The organism is Microbacterium sp. SORGH_AS_0454 (assembly GCF_031453395.1).
Lineage (GTDB): Bacteria > Actinomycetota > Actinomycetes > Actinomycetales > Microbacteriaceae > Microbacterium.
Map to the genome: position 1 here is coordinate 369,088 of NZ_JAVIYS010000001.1, position 22,690 is coordinate 391,777.

Consider the following 22,690-nt stretch of genomic DNA (forward strand, 5'->3'; position numbering starts at 1 on the left):
CGGGTCAGCCCTGGTCGGTCGACGTGCCCCAGCCCGGAGCGCGCCCGGTCGAGCTCGATGTGCCCGTGCTGGTGCCGCTCGACGACTGTCCCTCGTCCGCGAAGATCGCGATGGGGAGGTACTGGTACACGGTCTGCTGGCTGAAGGAGGAGTCCGTGTTCGCGGCGCCCTCGACAGCCACGTTCAGTGCGAACTCCAGCGTGATGCCGTACGTGTCCGCCGGGAGCTGGCGGATGGACGTCGTCGGCACCAGGAGTCCGCCCTGGAAGCTGTTGAGGAGAAGCCCCCGGTCCGAACGCAGGGTGTCCGAAGGGACCAGCGTTCGCGGATCGGCGCTGAACTGGAACGGGCTCGAGACCTGGCCGCCGGTCTGAGCGGTCTGCGAGGTGATGGAGATGGACGACACGTAGACGCGCCGCTTCTGCGCGAGGACCGCCTTCTCGTCGACGCGATCGTCGACGATGTTGACGGCGAAACCGAGCTGCTTCTCGTTCGTCGCGGTCCACTCCATCGTGCGCTTGGGGTCGACCGCCCAGACATCGAGGCGCAGCTCGAGGCCATCGGCGACCTCCGAGGTCAGCCGCACCGACCCGTCGTAGGTGAACTGGGAGTCGAAAGGCTTGGTCCCCGCCGAGGCCTGCGGCGCGGGCGTCGCCACGACGACGGACTGGTTGCTCCCCGCTTGCCCGGGGAACGCACCGAGCACATCGGTGATCTGACTGCAACCGGACAGGACAGTCGGCAGGGCGAGGGCGAGGGCGACGGTCGCGGCTGCTGCGCGCACACGACGGCGAGGGGGCATGCTCACAGGTGTCTCCTGAGGAAGGGCGCGGAACGCGCGGGAGGTCGATGATCGACCATCACACTGCGGGATGCAGGCCTCAGGGGGAGTCTGACCGGACGGCGTGATCGGGACCACGCGGGGCGAGCAGAGACAGGATGGCGCGCAGAAGACTACACCACTCTCTATACACTCGGAGAATGGCATCCATGAGGAGTGTTCCTCCGGCGATTCCTTCGGAGGGCACCCCCGACGACGACGCGACCAACCCGGGCAGCCGCACCCGGTCGATTTGGCTTCTTCAGCTCGTGCTGGGGGCGAGCGTCGTCATCACGGTCCTGCTGGTCCAGGCCCTCGAGCCGTCCCTGTTCTCCCTGTGGCCGTTCTCCTCCGGCGTGGGCGTCATCATCGCCCTGACGGCGATAGCGATCGTCGTGCCCTGGCAGAAGATCCCCCGGTCCGTGGTCGCGGCCGTTCCGTTCGGCGACATCCTCGGCATCGGTCTTCTGAGCTTCGGCACCGATCTGCGCTTCGGTTTCTTCTGGGTCTTTCCCATCATCTGGATCGCCACCCACTTCACCCTCGTGTACCTCATCTCCGCGCTCAGCACGGTCGGCATGATCATCGTGGTGGACGCCACGGTGAACGCCTCCGGCCCGGCGACAGCGCTCAGGCTGATCGTCGTTCTGCTCTCCCTGACGTTCATCGGCATCACCTCCTTCCTCTCAGCGCGGCAGACGAGGGCGTTCAAGCAATTGCTGCGGCGCCAGGCCAGCCGACTCCAGGGGACCCTCCAGCGCGTGTCGGGCCAGGAACGCCGGGTGTCGCAGATGCTGAACGGGCTCGACACCGGCATCGCCCGCCTGTCCGCGGACGGCGAAGTGCTGGCGCTGAACGACACGTATGTCGCCCTGTACGGGGTCGAACGCGACGAACCGCAGCGTCCGGGGGCGGCGGTCGAATACGCGACGCTCCGCGGAGAGCCCCTCCCCGAGGCCGAGCGTCCCTTCGCGCGGGCATCGCGCGGAGAGCAGTTCGACGACGAGCGCGTCTGGCTCTTCGATCCCCATGGCGAATGGCACGCACTCTCGGCATCGACACGCCGACTCGTCTCCTCCGACGAGCCCGAGAGCACGCTGCTCATCGTCCACGACATCACCGCGCTGATCGAGTCCGAACGTGCGCGCGAGCGCCTCGCGGCGACGGTGTCTCATGAGTTGCGTAACCCGCTGACCGCCATCATCGGCCACGCCGATCTCGCCCTCGACGACCCCGACCTCTCCCCCAAGGTGCGAGAGCAGCTCGAGGTGATCGCCGGCGCCGGCGAGCGCATGCAGAAGCTCATCTCCGAGATCCTCGCCACCTCGAGGGGGGTGTTCCGCGAATCCTCCTCCCCCGCCGCCGCCGATGCCAGCCGCATCATCGCCTCGTCGCTGGCGTCTTTCCGCCCCGCCGCGGCAGCACGCCGCGTGAGCGTGATCGACGAGCTGCCCGACACCGCAGAGGTGGTGGGGGATGCATTCCGCCTTCGGCAGGCGTTCGACAACATCCTGAGCAACGCGATCAAGTACACGCCCGCGGGAGGCACGATCCGCATCTCCGGCGAACTCTCGCCAGACGATGTCGTCCTCCACTTCGCCGACACCGGCATCGGAATTCATCCCGACGACCTCGAGCGGGTCTTCGACCCGTACTTCCGCGCGCAGTCGGTGCGAGAGAGTCCCACTCCCGGCACCGGGCTCGGCATGGGCATCATCCGGAGCATCGTCGAGGAACAGGGAGGTTCTCTCTTCCTCGAGAGCGAGTTGGGTGCCGGCACGACGGTGACGGTCATCCTCCCCTCCCGCATCGAGGCCGGAACACCGTGATGCCGTCCGATGTCCTGACGAACCTGGGTTTGGCTCAGGCCACGGTCGCCACTCTCGGCAGCCTCATGATCATCGGCCTGGGATTTCTGCACCGCCCCTCCCGCTCCGCCCTTCTGTGGTCTCTGGCGTTCGTTCTGGCGATGTCGAGCACCTGGGTCTCGGTGACAGGCGGGGTCATGAACGATGAGACGGTCCGCCGCGCGGGTCTCGGCCTTATGCTCGGCGCGCCCGCACTGATCTGGTCGGGTTTCCGCGCGCGTCGCGGTGCACCTGCCTTTTCCTGGGTGGGCGCGGTCCAAGCGGTGACGACCGCCGCCGTCTTCGTGCTCGTGGACGAGATCAGCGCCTACGGCCTCGCGTTCCGCTTGGCTTTCCTCGGTTCATCCGTGTTCGCAGGGCTCACCGTGTGGGAGCTGCGACGTGCGGCCGACCGTCTCGAGAGGCTCGCCCTGCCTCTGACGGTGGTCTCGTCCGGTTTCGTCGCACTCGGCATCGGCACGCTCGTGTCGGGGCTCGCCGCGCCCACGACCCTGGGCGACCTCGAGCTACCTCGAGTGCTCAACGGACTCGGAATGCTCATCTTCCTGGTGTGCGCGACCGTATCCCTTTTGTACTTCACGTCGGTATCGCCCAGCGGGCGTCGCGCGGCATCGAGTTGGCCGCACTTCATCGTCACCGCGTCAGACCGTCTGGCTCGAGCCCGCCGCGCACGGGAAGAGTCGTGGGCCGTGCTGACGGTTCGCCTCGACAACCCCGCTCAGCTGCGCAGCGCCGCCGGCGAAAGCGGTTGGCTACGTCTCGTAAGTCAGTTCGAGGCCCTCGTCGCCGACACTTTCCCCGCCGAGGCGGACCTGGGCCGGGAGGTCCGAGGACGAGTGGTCGTCGTCGTCTCACGCCCCGACTCGGTGTTGCGCGAGCACGTGCGTACCCTTCTTCGACAAATCACGGAGCTCGATGTCTCCTCCTGCATCGACATCCAGCTCTCGGCGAGCATCGGGTGGGTGCCGGCGGAGACAGCCGACTACGATCTCGCTGCGCTCATCGTCGATGCGGATGCCGCGGCCGGTGAAGCCACCCGTCAGGGCGGCGATCGCTGGGAGCGCGTCCGACCCTGATCAACCGGCGGCGCCACCGCCGGCGATCGCGACGGTCAGCGTGTCACTCGCCGTCTGCTTCGCGAACTCGTTGGAGGTCGGGGTGGTCTGCACGAGGAACTCGAACGTGAACTGCAAGGTGACGAACGTCGCTTCCGCGGGCACCTCGCCGACGTTGAAGGTCTGCGAGTAGCTGTAGGGCGACAGAACGAGGTAGCCGGGCGCATCCGTCTGATCGCTCTGCGGGGCGAGCGCCGAGAAGGACTGCGACGCGTTCCCCGGAACAGCTGTCATCGTGGCGCGCTGGAGATACACCTTCTGCCCGTCGTTGGGCGTCACCGTCGTCTCCATCGACAGGTTCACGGGTTTGAGAGCCGTCGCCGTCCAACGATCCATCGACAGGGTCGACCAGTAGTTCACCGTTGCGGCCACCGAGCCGGCCGTCAGCGCACGCTGCGTGGATCCACTCGACAGGTCGTTACGGACAGGCTGCGGCGCGGCCGTCACCGTCGCCGACGGCGAGGGCGACTCCGGGGACTCACCGCCACCCTGGGCCCACGGCGGCGCTCCACATCCGGTGAGACCGAGGAGGGCCGACACCGCCACGGCAACGCCGATCACTGCCCTGCCGCGACGCCCTGCGAGCACCATGAATCCTCCCCCGGATCGTTTCCCCCAGTGTAGGTGGCCGGAGGATGAGGGCGGTCGGTCTCCCCCGCGGTCTCTCCGTATGCAACACCCCGGGCCGACGGGTCGGTCCGCTAACGACGGACGAGGGGAGCATCCTGACGGCATTGGCGGGCGGAGCCCACGGGCGCACCGGACCTCAGACGGTCCCGGGCCCGCGTCCCTGCGTCACGTCGGCGGTGATGAGGATCGGTAGGTGGTCGCTGAGTCCCTGAGGCAGTGTCTTGATGTGCGCGATGTCGAACCCGATGGACGTCGCGAAATCGTAATGTCCTCGGAAGAACCGGTAGCGCGTGTAGGTGCGGGTATCGCTGAGCGTCAGCTCGTAGCCCTGATCACGGACCTTCTGACCGAGGTTCTCCTTGAAGACCGGGTAGTTGTAGTCCCCGACCATGAGCGCGGGAAGACCCGGTCCGAGGTTCTGCAGCTCCGACAGCGCGGTGCGGATCTGGTGTCGGCGCAGAGAGTTGAGCGCCGTCAGTGGCGCGGCGTGGAACGATGCCACGATGACGTCGCGCCCGTGGTCGATGTCGCGCAGCCGCACGCCGAGCATGCGCTCCTCCGCGGGCTTGAGCACACGGTCGTGCAGAGACTTCTTCAAACCGATCGCACGGACGTCCTCGGCCCGGAACGTGTTCTCCCGGTAGTAGAGGGCGAGGCCGAGACGATTGCGCTGCGTCGCCTCCGCCAACCGGAGCCCGCCGATGTGATCCGGGATGTCCGTACTGTCGCATTCCTGCAGGCAGAGAACATCGGCCTCGTGATTCTCTACGAGGGCGACGAGCTCACCGGCGGCCCGGTGCTTGTTGAGGTTGTACGAGATGACCTTCATGGCGATGTCAGCATACGTCCGCCCGCAGCAGCATCGCCGAGGGGTTGCACATGGTTCTCCCGACGAGATCAGGGAGCCGTGTCCTCGGCATCGCGACGGTTCCGCGTCTGCTCCGCGCGAGCCGCGAGCAGCTCGTCCGCGGGATAACCCACTTCGGCGAGAACCAGGCCCCGCGCGGCCAGGACCTTCGTCTCCGGAATCCGCATGCGCGCCTCCCGGATCGCGACCACGTCGTCGATCCCGATGCGCCCCTCCCCCACCGCGACACACGCACCCACGAGAGCGCGCACCATGCTGTGACAGAAGGCATCGGCCCGGACGTTCGCCACCAGCACCCCGGTGTCGTCCCGACGCCAGTCGTATTCGAGAAGCGTGCGAATGGTCGTCGCGCCCTCGCGGGCCTTGCAGTAGGCGGCGAAATCGTGGAGGCCGATGAGGCGTGAGGCCGCGGCATCCATCGCCTGCCCATCGAGGATGCTTCGAACGTACGTCGTCCGCTGCCTTTCGAGCGGGTCGTATCCCGCCGTGGCGTCGGCGAGACGATAGCTGTACCGCCGCCAGACGGCCGAGAACCGCGCATCGAATCCGGCGGGGGCGAGCGAGGTCCGTAGGACCGTCACGTCGGCGTACCCGCCCAGGATGCCGCGAAGACGACCCGCGAGGGCCGCGATCGCGTCGAGTTCGTCGTTGTCCCGACGGCGCCGCGGCAGACGGCCCGCCTGCTCCTCATCGAGGTCGAGATGGGCGACCTGGCCCGTAGCGTGCACTCCCGCATCGGTCCGCCCGGCGACGACGAGTCGCGGATCGCCTCCGACGACGCGAGCAAGGGCGCTCTCCAGCTCTCCCTGCACGGTCCGTAGCCCCGGTTGACGGGCCCATCCGCGGAAATGCGAACCGTCGTAGGCGATGTCGAGTCGGATGCGCACGGGTCAAGCCTAAGAGCGCGCGCACAGCGAAGACGACGAAGCCCCCACCCGAGTCGGGTGGGGGCTTCGTGCGAGCGAGAAAGCTCAGGCCTTGGCGTCGTCCTGGACGGCGTCGTCGGCTGCAGCCTCGGCGGCGGCGCCTTCCTCGGGCGACTCGGCGCCGGCGTCGGCGGCCTCGTCCGTGGAGGTCTCCTCGGCGGCGGCCTCATCCGCGACGGGCTCCTCGGCGGCCGGCGCAGCCGCCGCGGCGGGAGCCGTAGCAGCCTTGTTGGACGCCTTCTTCGCGACGGGCTCGAGAACGAGCTCGATCACGGCCATGGGAGCATTGTCGCCCTTGCGGTTGCCGACCTTGGTGATGCGGGTGTACCCGCCGTCACGCTCGGCCACCAGCGGCGCGATCTCGGTGAAGAGGGTGTGCACGACCTCTTTGTCGCCGATGACGCTCAGCACGCGACGACGCGCGTGGAGGTCGCCACGCTTGGCGAAGGTGATGAGGCGCTCGGCGAGCGGACGCAGGCGCTTGGCCTTGGTCTCGGTCGTCTTGATGGACTTGTGCGTGTAAAGAGCTGCCGCGAGGTTCGCGAGAAGCAGACGCTCGTGGGCCGGGCCGCCTCCGAGGCGGGGACCCTTCGTGGGCTTAGGCATGTCGTATTACTCCAGGAGAGGTTCGGTCGGGTCCGACAGGGTCAGACGGTTTCTTCGTCGTAGCCGCTGTAGAACTGGGCGCCGTCGAAGCCGGGCACCGAGTCCTTGAGCGACAGGCCGAGGGAGGTGAGCTTGTCGCGCACCTCGTCGACCGACTTCTGACCGAAGTTGCGGATGTTCATCAACTGCGTCTCGGAAAGGGCGACCAGCTCCGAAACGGTGTTGATGCCCTCGCGCTTGAGGCAGTTGTACGAGCGGACCGACAGATCGAGATCCTCGATCGGCATCGACAGCTCGTTGGAGAGGACGGTCTCGACCGGCGCGGGGCCGATCTCGATGCCCTCGGCCTCGACGTTCAGCTCACGGGCGAGGCCGAAGAGCTCGACGAGGGTGCGACCGGCGGAGGCCACGGCGTCGCGCGGGGCGATCGAGGCCTTCGACTCGACGTCGAGGACGAGCTTGTCGAAGTCGGTACGCTCACCGGCACGGGTGGCGTCGACGCGGTAGCTGACCTTGAGCACGGGCGAGTAGATCGAGTCGATCGGGATCTGACCGGCCTCGGCGTACTCGTTGCGGTTCTGGGTCGCCGAGACGTAGCCGCGGCCACGCTCGATGGTGAGCTCGAGCTCGAACTTCGCCGTGTCGTTCAGCGTGGCGATGACCAGCTCGGGGTTGTGCACCTCGACACCCGCGGGAGCGGAGATGTCGGCGGCGGTGACCTCACCGGCGCCGGTCTTGCGCAGGTACGCCGTGATGGGCTCGTCGCGCTCGCTCGAGACGACCAGCTGCTTGATGTTCAGGATGATCTCGGTGACGTCTTCCTTCACGCCCGGGATCGTGCTGAACTCGTGCAGGACGCCGTCGATGCGGATGCTCGTGACGGCCGCGCCGGGGATCGACGACAGGAGGCTGCGACGCAGCGCGTTGCCGATCGTGTAACCGAAGCCGGGCTCCAGCGGCTCGATGACGAAACGGCTGCGGAACTCCCCGATCTTCTCCTCGGTCAGAGTGGGACGCTGTGCGATGAGCACTATGTGTTCCTTTCGATCACGTGCCCGCTATATGACACGTGTAATGGGGTGAGGTGTTGAGTTGTACTCGCGGGATGCCGTGAACCCCGACGATGGCGTCGAGGGTGCGTCGCGGCATCCGGAAGTCTGAGGTCGCGCGTGAGCGCGGCGTTCCCGGGGAGCGGCGAGCACTCCCCGGGAACGGATCGCGTCAGACGCGGCGACGCTTGGGCGGACGGCAGCCGTTGTGGGCCTGGGGCGTCACGTCCTGGATCGAACCGACCTCGAGGCCGGCCGCGGTCAGCGAACGGATCGCGGTCTCACGACCCGAACCCGGACCCTTCACGAAGACGTCGACCTTCTTGACGCCGTGCTCCTGTGCCTGGCGAGCGGCCGACTCCGCGGCCATGCCTGCGGCGTACGGCGTCGACTTGCGCGAGCCCTTGAACCCGACACCGCCGGACGAAGCCCAGCTGATGACGGCACCCGAGGGGTCGGTGATCGAAACGATGGTGTTGTTGAACGTCGACTTGATGTGGGCCTGACCCACGGCGATGTTCTTCTTCTCTTTGCGACGCGGCTTGCGCGCGGCGGACTTGGCCTGTGCCATGTGCGGTTCTCCTGAATCCTGCGCCGGCGGAGGCCTAGCGCGCCTTCTTCTTGCCGGCGACCGTGCGCTTGGGGCCCTTGCGGGTACGCGCGTTCGTCTTCGTGCGCTGGCCGCGCACGGGGAGGCCGCGGCGGTGGCGCAGGCCCTCGTAGGAACCGATCTCGACCTTGCGGCGGATGTCGGCGGCGACCTCGCGACGGAGGTCACCCTCCACCTTGTAGGTGCCTTCGATGTGGTCGCGCAGAGCGACCAACTGGTCGTCGGTGAGGTCCTTGACGCGGATGTCCTGGCTGATGTCCGTTGCGTTCAGGATCTCGACGGAGCGGGTGCGACCCACGCCGTAGATGTAAGTAAGTGCGATCACCACGCGCTTATCGCGCGGGATGTCGACGCCGGCAAGACGTGCCATGCGGCTCTCCTCAGAGTGTGTTGGAGGTGTGGAGCAGGACCGGTGCTCGGGCCTCCGACCCGAGGTGTCCCCCAACCGCGCGAGCGGATGGGATCTGATCCTGCCGTTGTGTATTCAGTTGAAAAGGTGTCGAGCTGGAAGCTCAGCCCTGGCGCTGCTTGTGGCGCGGGTTGCTCTTGCAGATCACCATCACGCGCCCGTGACGACGGATCACCTTGCAGTGGTCGCAGATGGGCTTGACGGAGGGGTTGACCTTCATGATGTTCCTGATTTCGCTGTCTTCGACTCGCGGTTGCGGTCGTTACTTCTCGGCCGGACTCAGCGGTAGCGGTAGACGATACGACCACGAGTGAGGTCGTAGGGGCTCAGTTCGACGACGACGCGGTCCTCCGGGATGATGCGGATGTAGTTCTGCCGCATCTTGCCCGAGATGGTTGCGAGCACTTTGTGCCCGTTCGTCAGCTCGACACGGAACATCGCGTTGGGCAGTGCTTCGGACACCGTGCCCTCGATCTCGATGACACCGTCTTTCTTCGCCATAAACTCGCTCACGCTCAGTTGCAGACCGGCCGGTCTGCGGTGGATGGGGGTTCGATACGTCGACACGCCAATGAAGGCGCAACGCACCAAAGATCAAGCATACGTGGTAATGCCCGACCCGGCAACTCGCCGGGAGCCGCGTCAGCCGTTCAGGCGCGCGACGATGTCCTTCTGCGGGTCACCCGAGAGGTCGGTCTGGTTCTGCAGGACGGTGCCATTCACCGCGATCGTCGGGGTGGCCACGCTCGTCGCGTTCGGCTGCAACGGGGTCTTCTGCGTCATCGCGGTCACGAACTTCGTGTAGGTGCCCGACGTGATGCACGAGGACACGGCATCCGATGCCCCGGCCGACGTGGCGATGGAGGCGAGGGTGGCGTCGTCGAGTCCCGCGGTGTTCTCCTTGGGCTGCTGGGCATACAGCGCCTTCACGAAGGCGGGGATGTTCGCGGAGTCGTCCACCGCGACGCAGTAGGCGGCATTGGCCGCACGTGTCGAGTACTGCGTCCCCTGGGACAGCCGGTCGAGGATCGCGATCGGGTGGATCTTCAGCGTGATGGTGCTGTCATCGACGAGCTGCTGCAGGGTCGGACCGTAGGCCTGCTCGAACGAATTGCACACGGGGCACATGAAGTCGATATAGGTGTCGACGGTCTTGTCTCCGGTACCGACGGAGATCGCCCCGGTCTCGGTGTCCACGGCCGAAGCCTGCGGCAGCGTACCCGGCGAGGTGGCCTGGCTGTTGGCGAACCACACCACTCCCCCGACGATCAGAACCACCACCAGCGCGGCAGCGGTCACCCCGATCGCGAACCAGTTCGTGGTCTTGCGCGCGGCGGCCATCATCATCAGTCGATCTCCTTCGGCACCACACCGAAAGGCGCCAGTTTCTCGGCACCGCCATCGTGCGCGGTGAGGACCCAGATGCCTCCATCATGCACGGCGACACTATGTTCCCAGTGGGAGCCGGCTGTGCCGTCCACCGTCGAGACGGTCCACCCATCGTCCTCGGTGAACGTCTCTTGGTCACCGATGACGACCATCGGCTCGATCGCCACGGCCAGGCCGGGGCGCACCTCGGGGCCGCGATCGGCGACGGCGTAGTTGAAGATGCTCGGGGATTCGTGCATCTTCCGGCCGATGCCATGACCCACGTAATCGCGAAGGATGCCGTAGCCCCCCTCGGGGGCGTTGTCCTCGATGTAGTGCTCGATGGCGGCGCCGACCTCGGAGAGATGGCTCGCCCGACTGAGCGCGGCGATGCCGGCCCAGAGCGACCCCTCGGTCACCTCCGAGAGTCTCCTGCGCGGAGCCACGAGCGCCTCGGGAGCCTCACCTGGCACGATGACCGTGAAAGCGGAGTCGCCGTTCCACCCCTGGAACTCGGCTCCCGCGTCGACCGAGAGGATGTCGCCCGCCTGCAGCGGGCGGTCGTTCGGGATGCCGTGAACCACCTGCTCGTTCACCGAGGCGCAGATCGTGTGTCGATAGCCGCGAACCATCTGGAAGTTGGACTTCGCCCCCCGCGCCGCGATCAACGCGGACGCGGCCGCGTCGAGTTCGAGCGTCGTCACGCCGGGCGCGATGAGCGATCGCACGGCAGCCAGAGCATCCGCTGTGATCAGACCGGGTTCGATCATCGACCGCAGCTGTGCGGGCTTCTTGTAGATCGAGGAGCGCAGCCCCACGTCAGGTGGCCGGGGTCGCGGCGAGACCGCGCGCTTCGAGCGCGGCGAAGATCCGGGCCGTGACCTCGTCGAGGCTGCCGACGCCGTCGATCTCATCGACGATCCCGCGCGTGCCGTAGACATCGAGGATGGGAGCCGTCTCACGCTCGTAGATGCCCAGGCGGGTGGCGATGGCCTCTTCGGTGTCGTCGGCGCGCCCCTGCTCGGCGGCGCGCGCGGTCAGCCGTGCCAGAGACTCCTCACGCGGCACGACGAGTGCGATCACGGCATCGAGCGACTCGTCGCGTCCCTCCAGGAACTCGTCGAGGTGCAGCACCTGAGCGAGGTTGCGGGGGTACCCGTCGAGCAGGAAGCCCTCTGCAGCGTCCGCCTGCGCGAGGCGATCGCGGACGACAGCGCTGGTCAGTTCGTCGGGGACGAGATCTCCGGCGTCGATGATCGACTTCACCTGGAGGCCGAGCTCCGTGCCGTCCTTGACGTTGGCGCGGAACACGTCGCCGGTCGAGACGACCGGGATGCCGAAGGCTTCGCCGACACGGACGCCCTGCGTCCCCTTGCCCGAGCCCTGTGGGCCGACGATCAGAAGGCGAGCGGTCATCGCAGCAGCCCTTCGTAGTGACGCTGCTGAAGCTGCGCGTCGATTTGCTTCACCGTCTCGAGACCGACACCCACGATGATGAGGATCGACGCTCCGCCGAACGGGAAGTTCTGGTTCGCGCCCACGGTGGCCAGGGCCACGAGAGGAAGCAGCGCGATCAGACCCAGGTAGATCGAGCCCGGGAGCGTGATGCGCGTGAGCACGTAGTCGAGGTACTCGGCGGTCGGGCGGCCGGCGCGGATACCGGGGATGAATCCGCCGTACTTCTTCATGTTGTCCGCCACGTCGACCGGGTTGAACGTGATCGCGACGTAGAAGTACGCGAACCCGATGATCAGCAGGAAGTAGACGAGCATGTAAAGCGGGTGGTCCCCACGCGTGAGGTACTGCGAGATCCACGTGACCCAAGCGGCCGGCTCCTGGCCAGCCTGAGGCTGATTGAACTGCGCGATGAGCGCCGGGATGTACAGAAGCGACGAGGCGAAGATCACGGGGACGACGCCGGCCATGTTGACCTTGATCGGAATGTAGGTGTTGGTGCCGCCGTACGTGCGGCGACCGACCATCCGTTTGGCGTATTGCACCGGGATCCGTCGCTGAGACTGCTCGACGAACACCACGAGGGCGACGATCACGATGCTGACGGCGAGCACGAGGAGGAAGACCTCGACACCGCGGGCGTTGAGGATCGAGATCATGGCGCCGGGGAAGGTGGCGGCGATCGAGGTGAAGATCAGGATCGACATGCCGTTGCCGACGCCGCGCTCGGTGACGAGCTCGGCGAACCACATGACCAGGCCCGTACCGGCGGTCATCGTGATGATCATGAGCAGCTGGGCCCACCAGATGTCGTTCGTCAGGAGCTGCTGGCACTCGGGCACTCCGGCCGAGCCGAAGAGCTGACCCGAACGGGCAACCGTGACAAGCGTCGTCGACTGCAGGAGTGCAAGCGCGATCGTGAGGTAACGGGTGTACTGCGTGAGCTTGGCCTGACCCGCCTGGCCCTCTTTGTACAGGGTCTCGAAGTGCGGGATCACCACGCGCAGCAGCTGCACGATGATGGTCGCCGTGATGTACGGCATGACGCCCAGGGCGAAGATCGACAGCTGCAGAAGCGCGCCACCGGAGAACAGGTTGACCAGGGACAGCAGGCCCTCGGTACCACCCGACTGGTTCAGACACTGCTGAACGTTCGGGAAGTCGACGAACGGTGTCGGCACGTGGGCACCCAGCCGGTAAATGGCGATGATGCCCAGCGTGAAGGCGATCTTCCGCCTCAGGTCGGGCGTGCGGAAAACCCGCGCTATGGCGCTGAACAAGGGGATTCCTCCAGAACGATCTCGGCACGCGACAGGGCGCACACCAAATCAGACTAACCCAGAAGGGGCCGACGGCCGTAAGGCCGCCGGCCCCTCAAGGGTCGGGCGTCAGTTGACGGAGCCGCCAGCGGCGACGATCTTCTGCTCAGCGGAGCCGGAGACCTTGTCGACCGAGACGGTCAGCGCGACCGAGATGTCGCCGGTGCCGAGCACCTTGACCTTCTCGTTCTTGCGGACAGCGCCCTTGGCCACCAGGTCGGCGACGGTCACGTCGCCACCCTGCGGGTAGAGCTCGCCGAGCTTGTCCAGGTTCACGACCTGGTACTCGACGCGGAACGGGTTCTTGAAGCCACGGAGCTTCGGGGTGCGCATGTGCAGAGGCATCTGCCCACCCTCGAAGCCCACACGGACCTGGTAACGAGCCTTGGTTCCCTTGGTACCGCGACCGGCCGTCTTACCCTTGGAGCCCTCACCGCGACCGACACGGGTCTTCGCGGTACGAGCTCCCGGGACGGGACGCAGGTGGTGGACCTTGAGCACGCCGGGGCGCGCCGCGGGCGCTTCGTTCTTCTCGGCCGTCTTACGGGCCGATGCCTTCTTCGGGGCGTCGACCGTAGCGGTCTCGTCCTTCTTGGCAGCCATTAGTCGATCTCCTCAACCTTGACGAGGTGGGCGACGGTCTTGACGTAACCGCGCGTCTGCGCGTCGTCGGGACGGACGACCGAGTCGCCGATCCGCTTGAGACCGAGCGAACGCAGCGTGTCGCGCTGGTTCTGCTTCTCGCTCACCTTGGACTTGATCTGCGTGACCTTCAGACGCTCGGCCATCAGGCACCTACCTTCTGAGCAGCGGCCTCGGCGCGCACGAGGCGGGCCGGGGCTACCTGGTCGAACTCCAGGCCACGGCGAGCAGCCACGGCGCGGGGCTCTTCGAGCGACTTCAGCGCCTCGACGGTCGCGTGCACGATGTTGATCGTGTTCGACGAGCCGAGCGACTTCGAGAGGACATCGTGGATGCCGGCGCACTCGAGGACGGCGCGGACGGGACCACCGGCGATAACACCGGTACCGGCGGCGGCGGGGCGCAGGAGCACCACACCGGCAGCGGCCTCGCCCTGGACGGGGTGAGGGATGGTCGAGCCCGAGCGGGGGACGCGGAAGAAGTTGCGCTTGGCCTCTTCGACACCCTTCGAGATGGCGAGGGGGACTTCGCGGGCCTTGCCGTAACCGACACCCACGACGCCGTTGCCATCGCCCACGACGACGAGCGCCGTGAAGCTGAAGCGACGGCCACCCTTGACCACCTTCGACACGCGGTTGATCGTCACGACGCGCTCGAGGAACTGGCTCTCGTTGCGGTCGCGCGAACCACGGTCGCGCTGGTTGGTGTTGCGCTCGCGACCACCGCGACGCGGCTCGCGCTCACGCTCGGCGGGGGCCTGAGCCGCAGCCGCACCCTCAGCCGGTGCAGTCTGCTCGGTCACTTCGGTCTCCTTGTTGTCACTCACAGGTTCAGCCCTCCTTCGCGAGCTCCGTCGGCGATCGCGGCGACACGACCGGCGTAACGGTTACCGCCGCGGTCGAACACGACGTCGGACACGCCAGCGGCCTTGGCACGCTCGGCGACGAGCTCGCCGACCTTGCGGGCCTTGGCGGTCTTGTCACCGTCGAAGCCGCGCAGGTCGGTCTCGAGGGTGGAGGCGGAGGCCACGGTGTGGCCCTTGCTGTCGTCCACGACCTGGACGAACACGTGGCGGGCGGAACGCGTCACCACGAGGCGGGGGCGCAGCTCGGTACCGACGATCTTCTTGCGAAGACGCAGGTGGCGACGCGAGCGGGCGACGGACTTTGTCTTGACAGCCATGGCTACTTACCACTCTTTCCGGCCTTGCGGCGCACGACCTCGCCCGCATACCGCACACCCTTGCCCTTGTAGGGCTCGGGCTTGCGGATCTTGCGGATGTTGGCGGCGGCCTCGCCGACGGCCTGCTTGTCGATGCCGCTCACGGTGAGCTTGTTGTTGCCTTCGACCGTGAGGGTGATCCCTGCGGGCGGGTCGATGAGAACGGGGTGCGAGAAGCCGAGGGCGAACTCGACCGAGCTGCCCTTCTGCGCCACGCGGTAACCCGTACCGACGACCTCGAGGCCCTTGGTGTAGCCCTGGGTGACACCGATGATGTTGTTGTTGATGAGCGTGCGGGTCAGGCCGTGGAGCGACCGCGACTCGCGCTCGTCGTCGGGGCGGGTGACGAGAACCTGGTTCTCCTCGACCGACACCTCGAGAGGCTGTGCCACGGTGAGCGCGAGCTCGCCCTTGGGGCCCTTGACGGAGACCTCCCGGCCGTTCACCGAAACGGTGACGCCGGCGGGGATGTCGATGGGAAGACGTCCAATACGCGACATGTCAGATCACCACACGTAGGCGAGGACTTCCCCGCCGACGCCCTTCTGCTCGGCCTGACGGTCGGTGAGGAGACCGGAGGAGGTGGACAGGATGGCAACGCCGAGGCCACCGAGGACCGTGGGGACCTCGGTCGACTTGGCGTAAACGCGGAGGCCGGGCTTCGACACGCGCTTGATGCCGGCGATCGACCGCTCGCGGTTCGGGCCGTACTTCAGCGTCATGTTGAGGGTCTGGCCGACACGAGCGTCTTCGACGTTCCAGTCGGCGATGTAACCCTCCTGCTTGAGGATGGCGGCGATGTTCGTCTTGAGCTTCGAGCTCGGCATCGACACGGAGTCGTGGTGCGCCGAGTTCGCGTTGCGCAGACGGGTCAGCATGTCTGCGACCGGGTCTGTCATCGTCATGTGTTGCTTCTTTCGGTCATGAGGTTTCGGCTGCCGTTACGCGACAGTCGACCTTCGATGAAGGGCCCCCGGAAACCCCGGGGGCCCTGGGGATCAGGCCTGCGCGTCGGCCGACTGGAACGGGAAGCCGAGCTGACGCAGCAGCGAGCGGCCCTCGTCGTCGGACTTCGCGGTGGTGACGATGGTGATGTCGAAACCACGCACGCGGTCGATGCGGTCCTGGTCGATCTCGTGGAACACGGACTGCTCCTGGAGACCGAAGGTGTAGTTGCCGTTGCCGTCGAACTGCTTGGCCGACAGCCCGCGGAAGTCGCGGATGCGGGGCAGAGCGAGGTTGACGAGGCGGTCGACGAACTCCCACGCACGGTCACCACGAAGGGTGACGTGCGCACCGATGGCCTGGCCCTCACGCAGCTTGAACTGCGCGATGGACTTGCGGGCCTTGGTGACGATGGGCTTCTGACCGGTGATCTTGGTGAGGTCGTCGACCGCACCATCGATCACCTTGCTGTCGCGAGCTGCCTCGCCGACACCGGTGTTCACGACCACCTTGACCAGACCGGGGATCTGCATGACGTTCTCGTAGCCGAACTCGTCCTGCAGCGCCTTCTTGATCTCGGCGTTGTACTTCTGCTTGAGGCGGGGCTGGATCTTGCCAGCCGCCGCGGCAGTCGAGGTGCTCATGTTCAGAGGTCCTTGCCTGACTTCTTCGCGAAGCGCACACGGACGGTGCGCTTGACGCCGTCCTTCACCTGCTCCTCGACACGGTGGCCGACACGCGTCGGCTTCTTGGTCGAGGGGTCGACGATCGCGACGTTGGAGATGTGGATCGGGGCCTCGAAGGTCTCGATGCCACCGGTCTTGGTTCCGCGCTGGGACTGGCCCACGCGGTTGTGCTTGGTGACGTAGTTCACGCCCTCGACGATGACGCGGTTCTGCTCGGTGAGGACCTCGAGGACCTTACCCTGCTTGCCGCGGTCGCCGCCACGCTCGGGCTTGGCGCCCGAGATGACCTGAACCAGGTCGCCCTTTTTGATTTTCGCCATGATCAGATGACCTCCGGGGCGAGCGAGACGATCTTCATGAACTTCTTGTCGCGAAGCTCACGACCGACCGGCCCGAAGATGCGGGTGCCGCGGGGCTCCCCGTCGTTCTTCAGGATCACGGCGGCGTTCTCGTCGAACTTGATGTAAGAGCCGTCGGGACGGCGGGTCTGCTTCACGACACGGACGACGACGGCCTTGACCACGTCGCCCTTCTTGACGTTTCCACCCGGGATCGCGTCCTTGACCGTGGCGACGATGACGTCGCCCAGGCCGGCGTAACGACGGTTGGAGCCGCCGAGCACGCGGATGGTGAGCAGCTCCTTGGCGCCGGTGTTGTCGGCGACCTTCAGCCGGGATTCGTTCTGAATCACTTTTTACTCCTTGGATTCCAAGTAAGCCGCGAGGCTTACTTGGCCTTCTCGAGGATCTCGACCAGGCGCCAGCGCTTGGTGGCGCTGAGCGGACGGGTCTCGTTGATGACGACGAGGTCGCCGATGCCCGCCGAGTTGGACTCGTCGTGCGCCTTGACCTTCGAGGTGCGGCGGATGACCTTGCCGTAGAGCGGGTGCTTCACGCGGTCCTCGACCTCGACGACGATGGTCTTGTCCATCTTGTCGCTGACGACGTAGCCACGGCGCGCCTTGCGGTAACCGCGGGCGTTCTCGTCGCGAACGTCGTTCTCGGCGTGCTCGTGACCGGCGACCTGCGCCTCGGCCTTCTTCGCGGTAGCCATTACTCCGCCTCTTCCTTCGCGGCGTCGTCAGCGGATTCCGCCTTCTTCGCCTTGCTCTTCTTCGCCTTCGTCGCCTCGACCGGGGCCGGGGTGGCGCGGATGCCGAGCTCGCGCTCACGGATCACGGTGTACAGACGCGCGATGTCGCGCTTGACTGCACGGATGCGACCGTGGCTCTCGAGCTGGCCGGTGGCCGACTGGAAGCGCAGGTTGAACAGCTCTTCCTTGGCCTTACGCAGCTCCTCGACGAGGCGCTGGTCTTCGAACGTGTCGAGCTCGCTCGGGGCGAGCTGCTTGGTGCCGATCGCCATTACGCGTCGCCCTCCTCGCGCTTGATGATGCGTGCCTTCAGGGGCAGCTTGTGAATTGCTCGGGTCAGGGCCTCACGAGCGAGCTGCTCGTCGACACCCGCGACCTCGAAGAGGACGCGGCCCGGCTTGACGTTGGCGACCCACCACTCGGGGGAACCCTTACCCGAACCCATGCGGGTTTCGGCGGGCTTCTTGGTGAGAGGACGGTCGGGGTAGATGTTGATCCACACCTTTCCGCCACGCTTGATGTGACGCGTCATGGCGATACGAGCGGACTCGATCTGACGGTTGGTCACGTAAGCGGGGGTCAGCGCCTGGATCCCGAACTCACCGAACGACACCTGGGTGCCACCGGTGGCCTGGCCCGAACGGCCGGGGTGGTGCTGCTTGCGGTACTTGACCTTGCGGGGGATGAGCATTACGCCGACGCTCCTTCTGCCACGGGGGCCTCGTTGCGAGGGCTACGACGACGGTCGCCACCGCGGTCGTCACGACCGCGCGACTTGGGCGCGTTGGCCTGCTCGCGGGCGAGCTCCTTGTTGGTGAGGTCGCCCTTGTAGATCCAGACCTTCACGCCGATGCGGCCGAAGGTGGTCTTCGCCTCGTAGAAGCCGTAGTCGATGTTCGCGCGAAGGGTGTGCAGGGGCACACGGCCTTCGCGGTAGAACTCCGAGCGGCTCATCTCGGCGCCGCCGAGGCGGCCCGACACCTGGATGCGGACACCCTTGGCGCCGGCACGCTGCGCGCCCTGCAGACCCTTGCGCATCGCGCGGCGGAAAGCCACGCGAGCGGTGAGCTGCTCGGCGACACCCTGAGCGACGAGCTGAGCATCGGCCTCGGGGTTCTTCACCTCGAGGATGTTCAGCTGGATCTGCTTTCCGGTGAGCTTCTCGAGGTCGGCACGGATGCGCTCGGCCTCGGCGCCGCGGCGACCGATCACGATGCCCGGGCGGGCGGTGTGGATGTCGACGCGGACACGGTCACGCGTGCGCTCGATCTCGATGTTGCTGACACCGGCGCGGTCAAGCGAGGTGGTCAGCAGGCGACGGATCTTGATGTCCTCGGCGAGGTAGTCGGCGTAACGCTGACCAGCCTTCGTCGAGTCCGAGAACCACCGCGACACGTGGTCGGTCGTGATGCCGAGGCGGAAGCCGTACGGGTTGACTTTCTGTCCCATTACTTGCTCGCCTTCTTGTTGGCGCGAGCCGGGGCCGCCTCAGCGGTCTCGGGCGTCGCGAGCACGACCGTGATGTGGCTCGTGCGCTTCTTGATCTGGAAGGCGCGACCCTGAGCGCGGGGCTGGAAACGCTTGAGCGTCGTGCCCTCGTCGACGTACGCGTTCTTCACGTACAGGTCGGCGTCATCCAGGTACTCGTTCGTCTTGTCAGCCGTGACGCGAGCGTTCGCGATGGCCGAGGCGACGAGCTTGTAGATCGGCTCGCTCGCGCCCTGCGGCGCGAACTTCAGGATCGCGAGGGCCTCTTCGGCCTGCTTGCCCTTGATGAGGGCGACGACGCGACGAGCCTTCTGAGGGGTCACGCGGATGTGTCGCACACGTGCGATGGACTCCACCATTTCTCTCTCCTCCTCGGTCGCCTTAGCGGCGACGGCCCTTCTTGTCGTCCTTCACGTGGCCGCGGAAGGTGCGGGTGGGCGAGAACTCGCCCAGCTTGTGGCCGACCATGGTCTCGGTCACGAACACGGGGATGTGCTTGCGTCCGTCGTGCACGGCGATGGTGTGTCCCAGCATGGCGGGGATGATCATCGAACGGCGCGACCAGGTCTTGATGACGTTCTTCGAACCGGCTTCGTTCTGCGAGACGACCTTGCGAAGCAGGTGCTCGTCGACGAAGGGGCCCTTCTTAAGGCTGCGAGGCATCTTCCTCTACTCCTACTTGCGCTTCTTGCCGGCGGTGCGACGGCGGACGATGAGCTTGTCGCTCTCCTTGTTCGCGTGGCGGGTGCGGCCTTCGGCCTTACCCCACGGCGAAACAGGGTGACGACCACCGGAGGTCTTACCCTCACCACCACCGTGCGGGTGGTCTACCGGGTTCATGGCGACACCACGCACGGTCGGGCGGACACCCTTCCAGCGCATACGGCCGGCCTTGCCCCAGTTGATGTTCGACTGCTCGGCGTTGCCGACCTCGCCGATCGTCGCGCGGCAGCGCACGTCGACGTTGCGGATCTCACCCGAGGGCAGACGAAGCTGCGCGTAGGGGCCGTCCTTCGCGACCAGACGCACGGATGCGCCGGCCGAACGGGCCATCTTCGCACCTCCTCCGGGACGCAGCTCGATCGCGTGGATCACGGTACCGGTGGGGATGTTGCGCAGCGGCAGGTTGTTACCGGGCTTGATGTCAGCGCCGGCTCCCGACTCCACGACGTCACCCTGCGACAGCTTCGCCGGGGCGAGGATGTAGCGCTTCTCGCCGTCCGCGTAGTGCAGCAGCGCGATGCGCGCGGTGCGGTTGGGGTCGTACTCGATGTGAGCGACCTTGGCGTCGATGCCGTCCTTGTCGTTACGACGGAAGTCGATCAGACGGTACTGACGCTTGTGTCCACCACCGATGTGACGCGTGGTGATGCGGCCCTGGTTGTTGCGGCCACCGGTCTTCGACAGCGGGCGCAGCAGCGACTTCTCAGGCGTCGATCGGGTGATCTCGGCGAAGTCGGCCACCGACGAGCCGCGGCGACCGGGGGTCGTGGGCTTGTACTTGCGAATAGCCATTGTTCTTGTCCTCTATCCCGACCGTCAGCCGACAGACGTGAAGATGTCGATGGTGCCCGACTTCAGCGAGACGATGGCGCGCTTGGTGTCCTTGCGCTTGCCGATGCCGAAGCGGGTGCGACGGGCCTTGCCCACGCGGTTGATCGTGTTGACCGAAGCGACCTTGACGCCGAAGATCTTCTCGATCGCGAGCTTGATCTCGGTCTTCGACGAGCGGGGGTCCACCAGGAAGGTGTACTTGCCCTCGTCGATGAGCGAGTAGCTCTTCTCGGAGACGACCGGCTTCAGGATGATGTCGCGCGGGTCCTTGTTGACGGTGGTCATGCCGAGACCTCCTCGGTGGCGCCCGACTTCGACGCGACGAAGGCGTCGTAGGCGGCCTTGGTGAAGACGATGTCGTCGGAGACGATCACGTCGTAGGTGTTCAGCTGGCCGACGGTCAGCACGTGGACGTACGCGAGGTTGCGCACGCTCTTGATCGTCAGCTCGTCATCGCGGTCGATGACCACGAGCACGTTCTTGACGGCACCGAAGGCCTTCAGCGCGGCGGCAGCGGCCTTGGTCGAGGGGGCACCCTCGATGGCGAAGCTGTCGACGATGTGCAGACGCTGTCCGCGAGCACGGTCGCTGAGCGCGCCCAGAAGGGCGGCAGCGATCATCTTCTTGGGGGTGCGCTGGCTGTAGTCGCGGGGCTTGGGACCGTGGACGATGCCACCACCGGTCATGTGCGGCGCGCGGATCGAGCCCTGACGGGCGTTACCCGTGCCCTTCTGCTTAAAGGGCTTGCGGCCGGCACCCGAGACCTCGCCACGACGCTTGGTCGAGTGCGTGCCCTGGCGAGCCGCGGCGCGCTGCGCGACGACGACCTGGTGGATAAGCGGGATGTTCGTCTTGACGTCGAAGATCGCGGCGGGCAGCTCGACAGAGCCGGCCTTGTTGCCGTCGGCCTTCACGACGTCGAGCGCGAGAGTCGAGTCAGCCATGATCAGGCACCCTTCACTGCGTTGCGGACGTAGACGATGCGGCCACGGGCACCGGGGACGGCGCCCTTGACGAGCATGAGTCCCTTCTCGGCGTCGACGGCGTGCACCGTGAGGTTGAGGACGGTCACGCGCTCGCCACCCATACGGCCGGCCATGCGCATGCCCTTGAAGACGCGGCTCGGAGTCGACGACGCGCCGATGGAGCCGGGCTTGCGGTGGTTGCGGTGCGAACCGTGCGAAGCGGACACACCCTTGAAGTTGTGACGCTTCATGACACCGGCGGTGCCCTTGCCCTTGCTGGTGCCGACGACGTCGACCAGCTGACCGGCTTCGAACAGACCGTCGACGGTGAGCTCCTGGCCCAGCGCGTAGTCTGCGGCGTCAGCCGTGCGCACCTCGGTGAGGTGGCGGCGAGGGGTGACACCCGCGGCGTCGAAGTGCGCCGTGAGGGGCTTGTTCACCTTGCGGGGGTCGATCTGGCCGTAGCCGATCTGAACGGCGTTGTAGCCGTCCTTCTCGAGCGAACGCAGCTGGGTCACGACGTTCGGCGCGACCTCGATGACGGTGACGGGAACGAGCTTGCCGTTCTCGTCCCACACCTGGGTCATGCCGAGCTTGGTGCCGAGGAGGCCCTTGGAGATCTTGGAGTTGATGTCAGCCATGTCGAACCTCAGAGCTTGATCTCGATGTTGACATCGGCAGGAAGGTCGAGGCGCATCAGCGAGTCGACGGCCTTGGGCGTCGGGTCGATGATGTCGATGAGGCGCTTGTGGGTGCGCATCTCGAAGTGCTCGCGGCTGTCCTTGTACTTGTGGGGCGACCGGATGACGCACACGACGTTCTTCTCGGTCGGCAGGGGAACCGGGCCCACCACGGTGGCGCCGGCACGGGTCACGGTGTCGACGATCTTGCGGGCCGACGAGTCGAGCCCAGCGTGGTCGTACGACTTCAGGCGAATGCGGATCTTCTGTCCCGCCATTGTCTGCTCTCTCTCTTTCTCGCGTCTTACCCGACCTGGGGCATTGGACGCACGGTGGCGCTATCGCGCCCTGGCACTTCCCCTCGCTCGCGCGAG

36 protein-coding genes are annotated in these 22,690 nt (G+C 66.4%); 2 read left to right on the forward strand and 34 right to left on the reverse strand.

Features of this window, described 5'->3' with window-relative positions; genetic code table 11:
• Nucleotides 1-4 precede the first annotated feature (4 nt).
• On the reverse strand, nt 5-802 hold the full coding sequence (locus QE454_RS01695) for a fructose 1,6-bisphosphatase (RefSeq protein WP_210072716.1): 798 nt from the start codon (nt 800-802) through the stop codon (nt 5-7).
• 179 nt (nt 803-981) lie between these two features.
• Here QE454_RS01695 and QE454_RS01700 point away from each other — a divergent pair, with 179 nt between their 5' ends.
• Both QE454_RS01700 and QE454_RS01705 read left to right on the forward strand, forming a co-directional pair.
• Nucleotides 982-2,649 carry a cell wall metabolism sensor histidine kinase WalK gene (locus QE454_RS01700; RefSeq protein ID WP_307458686.1) on the forward strand — a complete coding sequence of 556 codons (1,668 nt, stop codon included), beginning with the start codon at nt 982-984 and terminating at the stop codon, nt 2,647-2,649.
• Complete coding sequence (locus tag QE454_RS01705) at nt 2,649-3,764, forward strand: hypothetical protein (protein ID WP_307458683.1); 1,116 nt, start codon at nt 2,649-2,651, stop codon at nt 3,762-3,764. The genes QE454_RS01700 and QE454_RS01705 overlap by 1 nt, the downstream gene beginning before the upstream one ends.
• On the opposite strand, the gene QE454_RS01710 is transcribed toward QE454_RS01705, so the two are convergent.
• The 33 genes from QE454_RS01710 to rpsJ all read right to left on the reverse strand — a co-directional run bounded on the left by QE454_RS01710 (nt 3,765) and on the right by rpsJ (nt 22,594).
• Nucleotides 3,765-4,394 (reverse strand): hypothetical protein, encoded by a 630-nt coding sequence (locus QE454_RS01710; RefSeq protein ID WP_307458679.1) that lies wholly within the window; start codon nt 4,392-4,394, stop codon nt 3,765-3,767.
• A 175-nt stretch (nt 4,395-4,569) separates the two neighbouring features.
• Complete coding sequence (locus QE454_RS01715) at nt 4,570-5,262, reverse strand: endonuclease/exonuclease/phosphatase family protein (RefSeq protein WP_210072337.1); 693 nt, start codon at nt 5,260-5,262, stop codon at nt 4,570-4,572.
• A 68-nt stretch (nt 5,263-5,330) separates the two neighbouring features.
• Nucleotides 5,331-6,188 (reverse strand): tRNA pseudouridine(38-40) synthase TruA, encoded by an 858-nt coding sequence (gene truA / locus QE454_RS01720; RefSeq protein ID WP_307458674.1) that lies wholly within the window; start codon nt 6,186-6,188, stop codon nt 5,331-5,333.
• 84 nt (nt 6,189-6,272) lie between these two features.
• The gene (gene rplQ / locus QE454_RS01725; RefSeq protein WP_210072339.1) at nt 6,273-6,833 is read right to left on the reverse strand and encodes a 50S ribosomal protein L17; all 561 of its coding nucleotides are present in this window, start codon (nt 6,831-6,833) and stop codon (nt 6,273-6,275) included.
• Nucleotides 6,834-6,874: 41 nt separating this feature from the next.
• Entirely contained in the window at nt 6,875-7,864 is a 990-nt protein-coding gene (locus QE454_RS01730; RefSeq protein ID WP_056226291.1) for a DNA-directed RNA polymerase subunit alpha, read from the reverse strand.
• Between the two features lie 190 nt (nt 7,865-8,054).
• Nucleotides 8,055-8,453: a 30S ribosomal protein S11 gene (gene rpsK / locus QE454_RS01735; RefSeq protein WP_013583990.1), complete on the reverse strand. Its 399-nt coding sequence runs from the start codon at nt 8,451-8,453 to the stop codon at nt 8,055-8,057.
• A gap of 34 nt (nt 8,454-8,487) precedes the next feature.
• Nucleotides 8,488-8,862 carry a 30S ribosomal protein S13 gene (rpsM, locus tag QE454_RS01740; RefSeq protein WP_056226287.1) on the reverse strand — a complete coding sequence of 125 codons (375 nt, stop codon included), beginning with the start codon at nt 8,860-8,862 and terminating at the stop codon, nt 8,488-8,490.
• A 142-nt stretch (nt 8,863-9,004) separates the two neighbouring features.
• On the reverse strand, nt 9,005-9,121 hold the full coding sequence (gene rpmJ, locus QE454_RS01745) for a 50S ribosomal protein L36 (RefSeq protein WP_005050492.1): 117 nt from the start codon (nt 9,119-9,121) through the stop codon (nt 9,005-9,007).
• Between the two features lie 59 nt (nt 9,122-9,180).
• Nucleotides 9,181-9,402 (reverse strand): translation initiation factor IF-1, encoded by a 222-nt coding sequence (gene infA, locus QE454_RS01750; protein ID WP_013583992.1) that lies wholly within the window; start codon nt 9,400-9,402, stop codon nt 9,181-9,183.
• Between the two features lie 141 nt (nt 9,403-9,543).
• On the reverse strand, nt 9,544-10,248 hold the full coding sequence (locus tag QE454_RS01755; RefSeq protein WP_307458669.1) for a thioredoxin domain-containing protein: 705 nt from the start codon (nt 10,246-10,248) through the stop codon (nt 9,544-9,546).
• A complete protein-coding gene (map, locus tag QE454_RS01760; RefSeq protein ID WP_210072341.1) occupies nt 10,248-11,087 on the reverse strand; it encodes a type I methionyl aminopeptidase in 840 nt (279 codons plus the stop codon). The genes QE454_RS01755 and map overlap by 1 nt, the downstream gene beginning before the upstream one ends.
• 1 nt (nt 11,088) lies before the next feature.
• Complete coding sequence (locus QE454_RS01765; protein ID WP_210072342.1) at nt 11,089-11,685, reverse strand: adenylate kinase; 597 nt, start codon at nt 11,683-11,685, stop codon at nt 11,089-11,091.
• Nucleotides 11,682-13,004, reverse strand: a complete 1,323-nt coding sequence (secY, locus tag QE454_RS01770; RefSeq protein ID WP_094736370.1) for a preprotein translocase subunit SecY — start codon at nt 13,002-13,004, stop codon at nt 11,682-11,684. Before secY ends, QE454_RS01765 begins: the two co-directional genes overlap by 4 nt.
• Nucleotides 13,005-13,112: 108 nt before the next feature.
• On the reverse strand, nt 13,113-13,646 hold the full coding sequence (gene rplO, locus QE454_RS01775) for a 50S ribosomal protein L15 (RefSeq protein ID WP_103206777.1): 534 nt from the start codon (nt 13,644-13,646) through the stop codon (nt 13,113-13,115).
• The gene (gene rpmD / locus QE454_RS01780) at nt 13,646-13,831 is read right to left on the reverse strand and encodes a 50S ribosomal protein L30 (RefSeq protein ID WP_013583998.1); all 186 of its coding nucleotides are present in this window, start codon (nt 13,829-13,831) and stop codon (nt 13,646-13,648) included. The genes rplO and rpmD overlap by 1 nt, the downstream gene beginning before the upstream one ends.
• A complete protein-coding gene (gene rpsE, locus QE454_RS01785; RefSeq protein WP_056226274.1) occupies nt 13,831-14,511 on the reverse strand; it encodes a 30S ribosomal protein S5 in 681 nt (226 codons plus the stop codon). Before rpsE ends, rpmD begins: the two co-directional genes overlap by 1 nt.
• The gene (gene rplR, locus QE454_RS01790) at nt 14,508-14,867 is read right to left on the reverse strand and encodes a 50S ribosomal protein L18 (protein ID WP_056226271.1); all 360 of its coding nucleotides are present in this window, start codon (nt 14,865-14,867) and stop codon (nt 14,508-14,510) included. The genes rpsE and rplR overlap by 4 nt, the downstream gene beginning before the upstream one ends.
• A 2-nt stretch (nt 14,868-14,869) precedes the next feature.
• Nucleotides 14,870-15,406, reverse strand: a complete 537-nt coding sequence (gene rplF, locus QE454_RS01795) for a 50S ribosomal protein L6 (RefSeq protein WP_058623966.1) — start codon at nt 15,404-15,406, stop codon at nt 14,870-14,872.
• Between the two features lie 6 nt (nt 15,407-15,412).
• Entirely contained in the window at nt 15,413-15,811 is a 399-nt protein-coding gene (gene rpsH, locus QE454_RS01800; RefSeq protein ID WP_094736305.1) for a 30S ribosomal protein S8, read from the reverse strand.
• A gap of 93 nt (nt 15,812-15,904) precedes the next feature.
• A complete protein-coding gene (gene rplE / locus QE454_RS01805) occupies nt 15,905-16,495 on the reverse strand; it encodes a 50S ribosomal protein L5 (protein WP_210072344.1) in 591 nt (196 codons plus the stop codon).
• Nucleotides 16,496-16,497: 2 nt separating this feature from the next.
• Nucleotides 16,498-16,857: a 50S ribosomal protein L24 gene (gene rplX, locus QE454_RS01810; RefSeq protein ID WP_058623967.1), complete on the reverse strand. Its 360-nt coding sequence runs from the start codon at nt 16,855-16,857 to the stop codon at nt 16,498-16,500.
• A gap of 2 nt (nt 16,858-16,859) precedes the next feature.
• Nucleotides 16,860-17,228, reverse strand: coding sequence for a 50S ribosomal protein L14 (gene rplN / locus QE454_RS01815; protein WP_013584005.1), 369 nt, complete (start codon nt 17,226-17,228; stop codon nt 16,860-16,862).
• A gap of 35 nt (nt 17,229-17,263) precedes the next feature.
• On the reverse strand, nt 17,264-17,590 hold the full coding sequence (gene rpsQ, locus QE454_RS01820) for a 30S ribosomal protein S17 (protein ID WP_144829716.1): 327 nt from the start codon (nt 17,588-17,590) through the stop codon (nt 17,264-17,266).
• A complete protein-coding gene (gene rpmC / locus QE454_RS01825; RefSeq protein WP_210072345.1) occupies nt 17,590-17,901 on the reverse strand; it encodes a 50S ribosomal protein L29 in 312 nt (103 codons plus the stop codon). The genes rpsQ and rpmC overlap by 1 nt, the downstream gene beginning before the upstream one ends.
• A complete protein-coding gene (rplP, locus tag QE454_RS01830; RefSeq protein ID WP_056226254.1) occupies nt 17,901-18,320 on the reverse strand; it encodes a 50S ribosomal protein L16 in 420 nt (139 codons plus the stop codon). Before rplP ends, rpmC begins: the two co-directional genes overlap by 1 nt.
• Nucleotides 18,320-19,078, reverse strand: a complete 759-nt coding sequence (gene rpsC / locus QE454_RS01835) for a 30S ribosomal protein S3 (RefSeq protein WP_210072346.1) — start codon at nt 19,076-19,078, stop codon at nt 18,320-18,322. The genes rplP and rpsC overlap by 1 nt, the downstream gene beginning before the upstream one ends.
• Nucleotides 19,078-19,476, reverse strand: a complete 399-nt coding sequence (gene rplV / locus QE454_RS01840) for a 50S ribosomal protein L22 (RefSeq protein WP_013584010.1) — start codon at nt 19,474-19,476, stop codon at nt 19,078-19,080. Before rplV ends, rpsC begins: the two co-directional genes overlap by 1 nt.
• A gap of 22 nt (nt 19,477-19,498) precedes the next feature.
• On the reverse strand, nt 19,499-19,780 hold the full coding sequence (gene rpsS, locus QE454_RS01845; RefSeq protein ID WP_013584011.1) for a 30S ribosomal protein S19: 282 nt from the start codon (nt 19,778-19,780) through the stop codon (nt 19,499-19,501).
• A gap of 12 nt (nt 19,781-19,792) precedes the next feature.
• Complete coding sequence (rplB, locus tag QE454_RS01850; RefSeq protein WP_013584012.1) at nt 19,793-20,632, reverse strand: 50S ribosomal protein L2; 840 nt, start codon at nt 20,630-20,632, stop codon at nt 19,793-19,795.
• A 24-nt stretch (nt 20,633-20,656) separates the two neighbouring features.
• On the reverse strand, nt 20,657-20,956 hold the full coding sequence (rplW, locus tag QE454_RS01855; protein WP_056226248.1) for a 50S ribosomal protein L23: 300 nt from the start codon (nt 20,954-20,956) through the stop codon (nt 20,657-20,659).
• Nucleotides 20,953-21,615, reverse strand: coding sequence for a 50S ribosomal protein L4 (gene rplD / locus QE454_RS01860; RefSeq protein WP_307458663.1), 663 nt, complete (start codon nt 21,613-21,615; stop codon nt 20,953-20,955). Before rplD ends, rplW begins: the two co-directional genes overlap by 4 nt.
• Before the next feature lie 2 nt (nt 21,616-21,617).
• A complete protein-coding gene (gene rplC / locus QE454_RS01865) occupies nt 21,618-22,277 on the reverse strand; it encodes a 50S ribosomal protein L3 (RefSeq protein ID WP_055959336.1) in 660 nt (219 codons plus the stop codon).
• Nucleotides 22,278-22,285: 8 nt separating this feature from the next.
• Nucleotides 22,286-22,594, reverse strand: coding sequence for a 30S ribosomal protein S10 (gene rpsJ, locus QE454_RS01870; protein ID WP_013584016.1), 309 nt, complete (start codon nt 22,592-22,594; stop codon nt 22,286-22,288).
• Nucleotides 22,595-22,690: the final 96 nt, after the last annotated feature.

Excerpts from the sequence above, each read along its gene's own strand:
- QE454_RS01710 (WP_307458679.1), bottom strand. The coding sequence starts at position 4,394 with ATGGTGCTCGCAGGGCGTCGCGGCAGGGCAGTGATCGGCGTTGCCGTG.
- QE454_RS01715 (WP_210072337.1), bottom strand. The coding sequence starts at position 5,262 with ATGAAGGTCATCTCGTACAACCTCAACAAGCACCGGGCCGCCGGTGAG.
- QE454_RS01695 (WP_210072716.1), bottom strand. The coding sequence starts at position 802 with ATGCCCCCTCGCCGTCGTGTGCGCGCAGCAGCCGCGACCGTCGCCCTC.
- rpsM (WP_056226287.1), bottom strand. The coding sequence starts at position 8,862 with ATGGCACGTCTTGCCGGCGTCGACATCCCGCGCGATAAGCGCGTGGTG.
- rpsS (WP_013584011.1), bottom strand. The coding sequence starts at position 19,780 with ATGCCTCGCAGCCTTAAGAAGGGCCCCTTCGTCGACGAGCACCTGCTT.
- rplR (WP_056226271.1), bottom strand. The coding sequence starts at position 14,867 with ATGGCTGTCAAGACAAAGTCCGTCGCCCGCTCGCGTCGCCACCTGCGT.
- rpmJ (WP_005050492.1), bottom strand. The coding sequence starts at position 9,121 with ATGAAGGTCAACCCCTCCGTCAAGCCCATCTGCGACCACTGCAAGGTG.
- rplB (WP_013584012.1), bottom strand. The coding sequence starts at position 20,632 with ATGGCTATTCGCAAGTACAAGCCCACGACCCCCGGTCGCCGCGGCTCG.
- rplD (WP_307458663.1), bottom strand. The coding sequence starts at position 21,615 with ATGGCTGACTCGACTCTCGCGCTCGACGTCGTGAAGGCCGACGGCAAC.
- rpsC (WP_210072346.1), bottom strand. The coding sequence starts at position 19,078 with ATGGGACAGAAAGTCAACCCGTACGGCTTCCGCCTCGGCATCACGACC.
- rplP (WP_056226254.1), bottom strand. The coding sequence starts at position 18,320 with ATGCTCATCCCCCGCAAGGTCAAGTACCGCAAGCAGCACCACCCCGGC.
- rplX (WP_058623967.1), bottom strand. The coding sequence starts at position 16,857 with ATGGCGAAAATCAAAAAGGGCGACCTGGTTCAGGTCATCTCGGGCGCC.
- rpsK (WP_013583990.1), bottom strand. The coding sequence starts at position 8,453 with ATGGCACAGGCCAAGTCCGCCGCGCGCAAGCCGCGTCGCAAAGAGAAG.
- QE454_RS01755 (WP_307458669.1), bottom strand. The coding sequence starts at position 10,248 with ATGATGATGGCCGCCGCGCGCAAGACCACGAACTGGTTCGCGATCGGG.
- infA (WP_013583992.1), bottom strand. The coding sequence starts at position 9,402 with ATGGCGAAGAAAGACGGTGTCATCGAGATCGAGGGCACGGTGTCCGAA.
- rpmD (WP_013583998.1), bottom strand. The coding sequence starts at position 13,831 with ATGGCCGAGCGTCTGAAGGTCACGCAGATCAAGTCCAAGGTGAGCGAG.
- rplE (WP_210072344.1), bottom strand. The coding sequence starts at position 16,495 with ATGAGCACCTCGACTGCCGCGGCGGCTGGCAAGATCCAGCCCCGCCTC.
- QE454_RS01765 (WP_210072342.1), bottom strand. The coding sequence starts at position 11,685 with ATGACCGCTCGCCTTCTGATCGTCGGCCCACAGGGCTCGGGCAAGGGG.
- rplQ (WP_210072339.1), bottom strand. The coding sequence starts at position 6,833 with ATGCCTAAGCCCACGAAGGGTCCCCGCCTCGGAGGCGGCCCGGCCCAC.
- rplC (WP_055959336.1), bottom strand. The coding sequence starts at position 22,277 with ATGGCTGACATCAACTCCAAGATCTCCAAGGGCCTCCTCGGCACCAAG.
- rpmC (WP_210072345.1), bottom strand. The coding sequence starts at position 17,901 with ATGGCGATCGGCACCAAGCAGCTCGCCCCGAGCGAGCTCGACACGTTC.
- QE454_RS01705 (WP_307458683.1), top strand. The coding sequence starts at position 2,649 with ATGCCGTCCGATGTCCTGACGAACCTGGGTTTGGCTCAGGCCACGGTC.
- rpsJ (WP_013584016.1), bottom strand. The coding sequence starts at position 22,594 with ATGGCGGGACAGAAGATCCGCATTCGCCTGAAGTCGTACGACCACGCT.
- rpsQ (WP_144829716.1), bottom strand. The coding sequence starts at position 17,590 with ATGGCTACCGCGAAGAAGGCCGAGGCGCAGGTCGCCGGTCACGAGCAC.
- rplV (WP_013584010.1), bottom strand. The coding sequence starts at position 19,476 with ATGGTGGAGTCCATCGCACGTGTGCGACACATCCGCGTGACCCCTCAG.
- rplW (WP_056226248.1), bottom strand. The coding sequence starts at position 20,956 with ATGACCACCGTCAACAAGGACCCGCGCGACATCATCCTGAAGCCGGTC.
- rplO (WP_103206777.1), bottom strand. The coding sequence starts at position 13,646 with ATGGCTGCCAAGAAGGACGAGACCGCTACGGTCGACGCCCCGAAGAAG.
- rplF (WP_058623966.1), bottom strand. The coding sequence starts at position 15,406 with ATGTCGCGTATTGGACGTCTTCCCATCGACATCCCCGCCGGCGTCACC.
- rpsH (WP_094736305.1), bottom strand. The coding sequence starts at position 15,811 with ATGACGATGACAGACCCGGTCGCAGACATGCTGACCCGTCTGCGCAAC.
- QE454_RS01700 (WP_307458686.1), top strand. The coding sequence starts at position 982 with ATGGCATCCATGAGGAGTGTTCCTCCGGCGATTCCTTCGGAGGGCACC.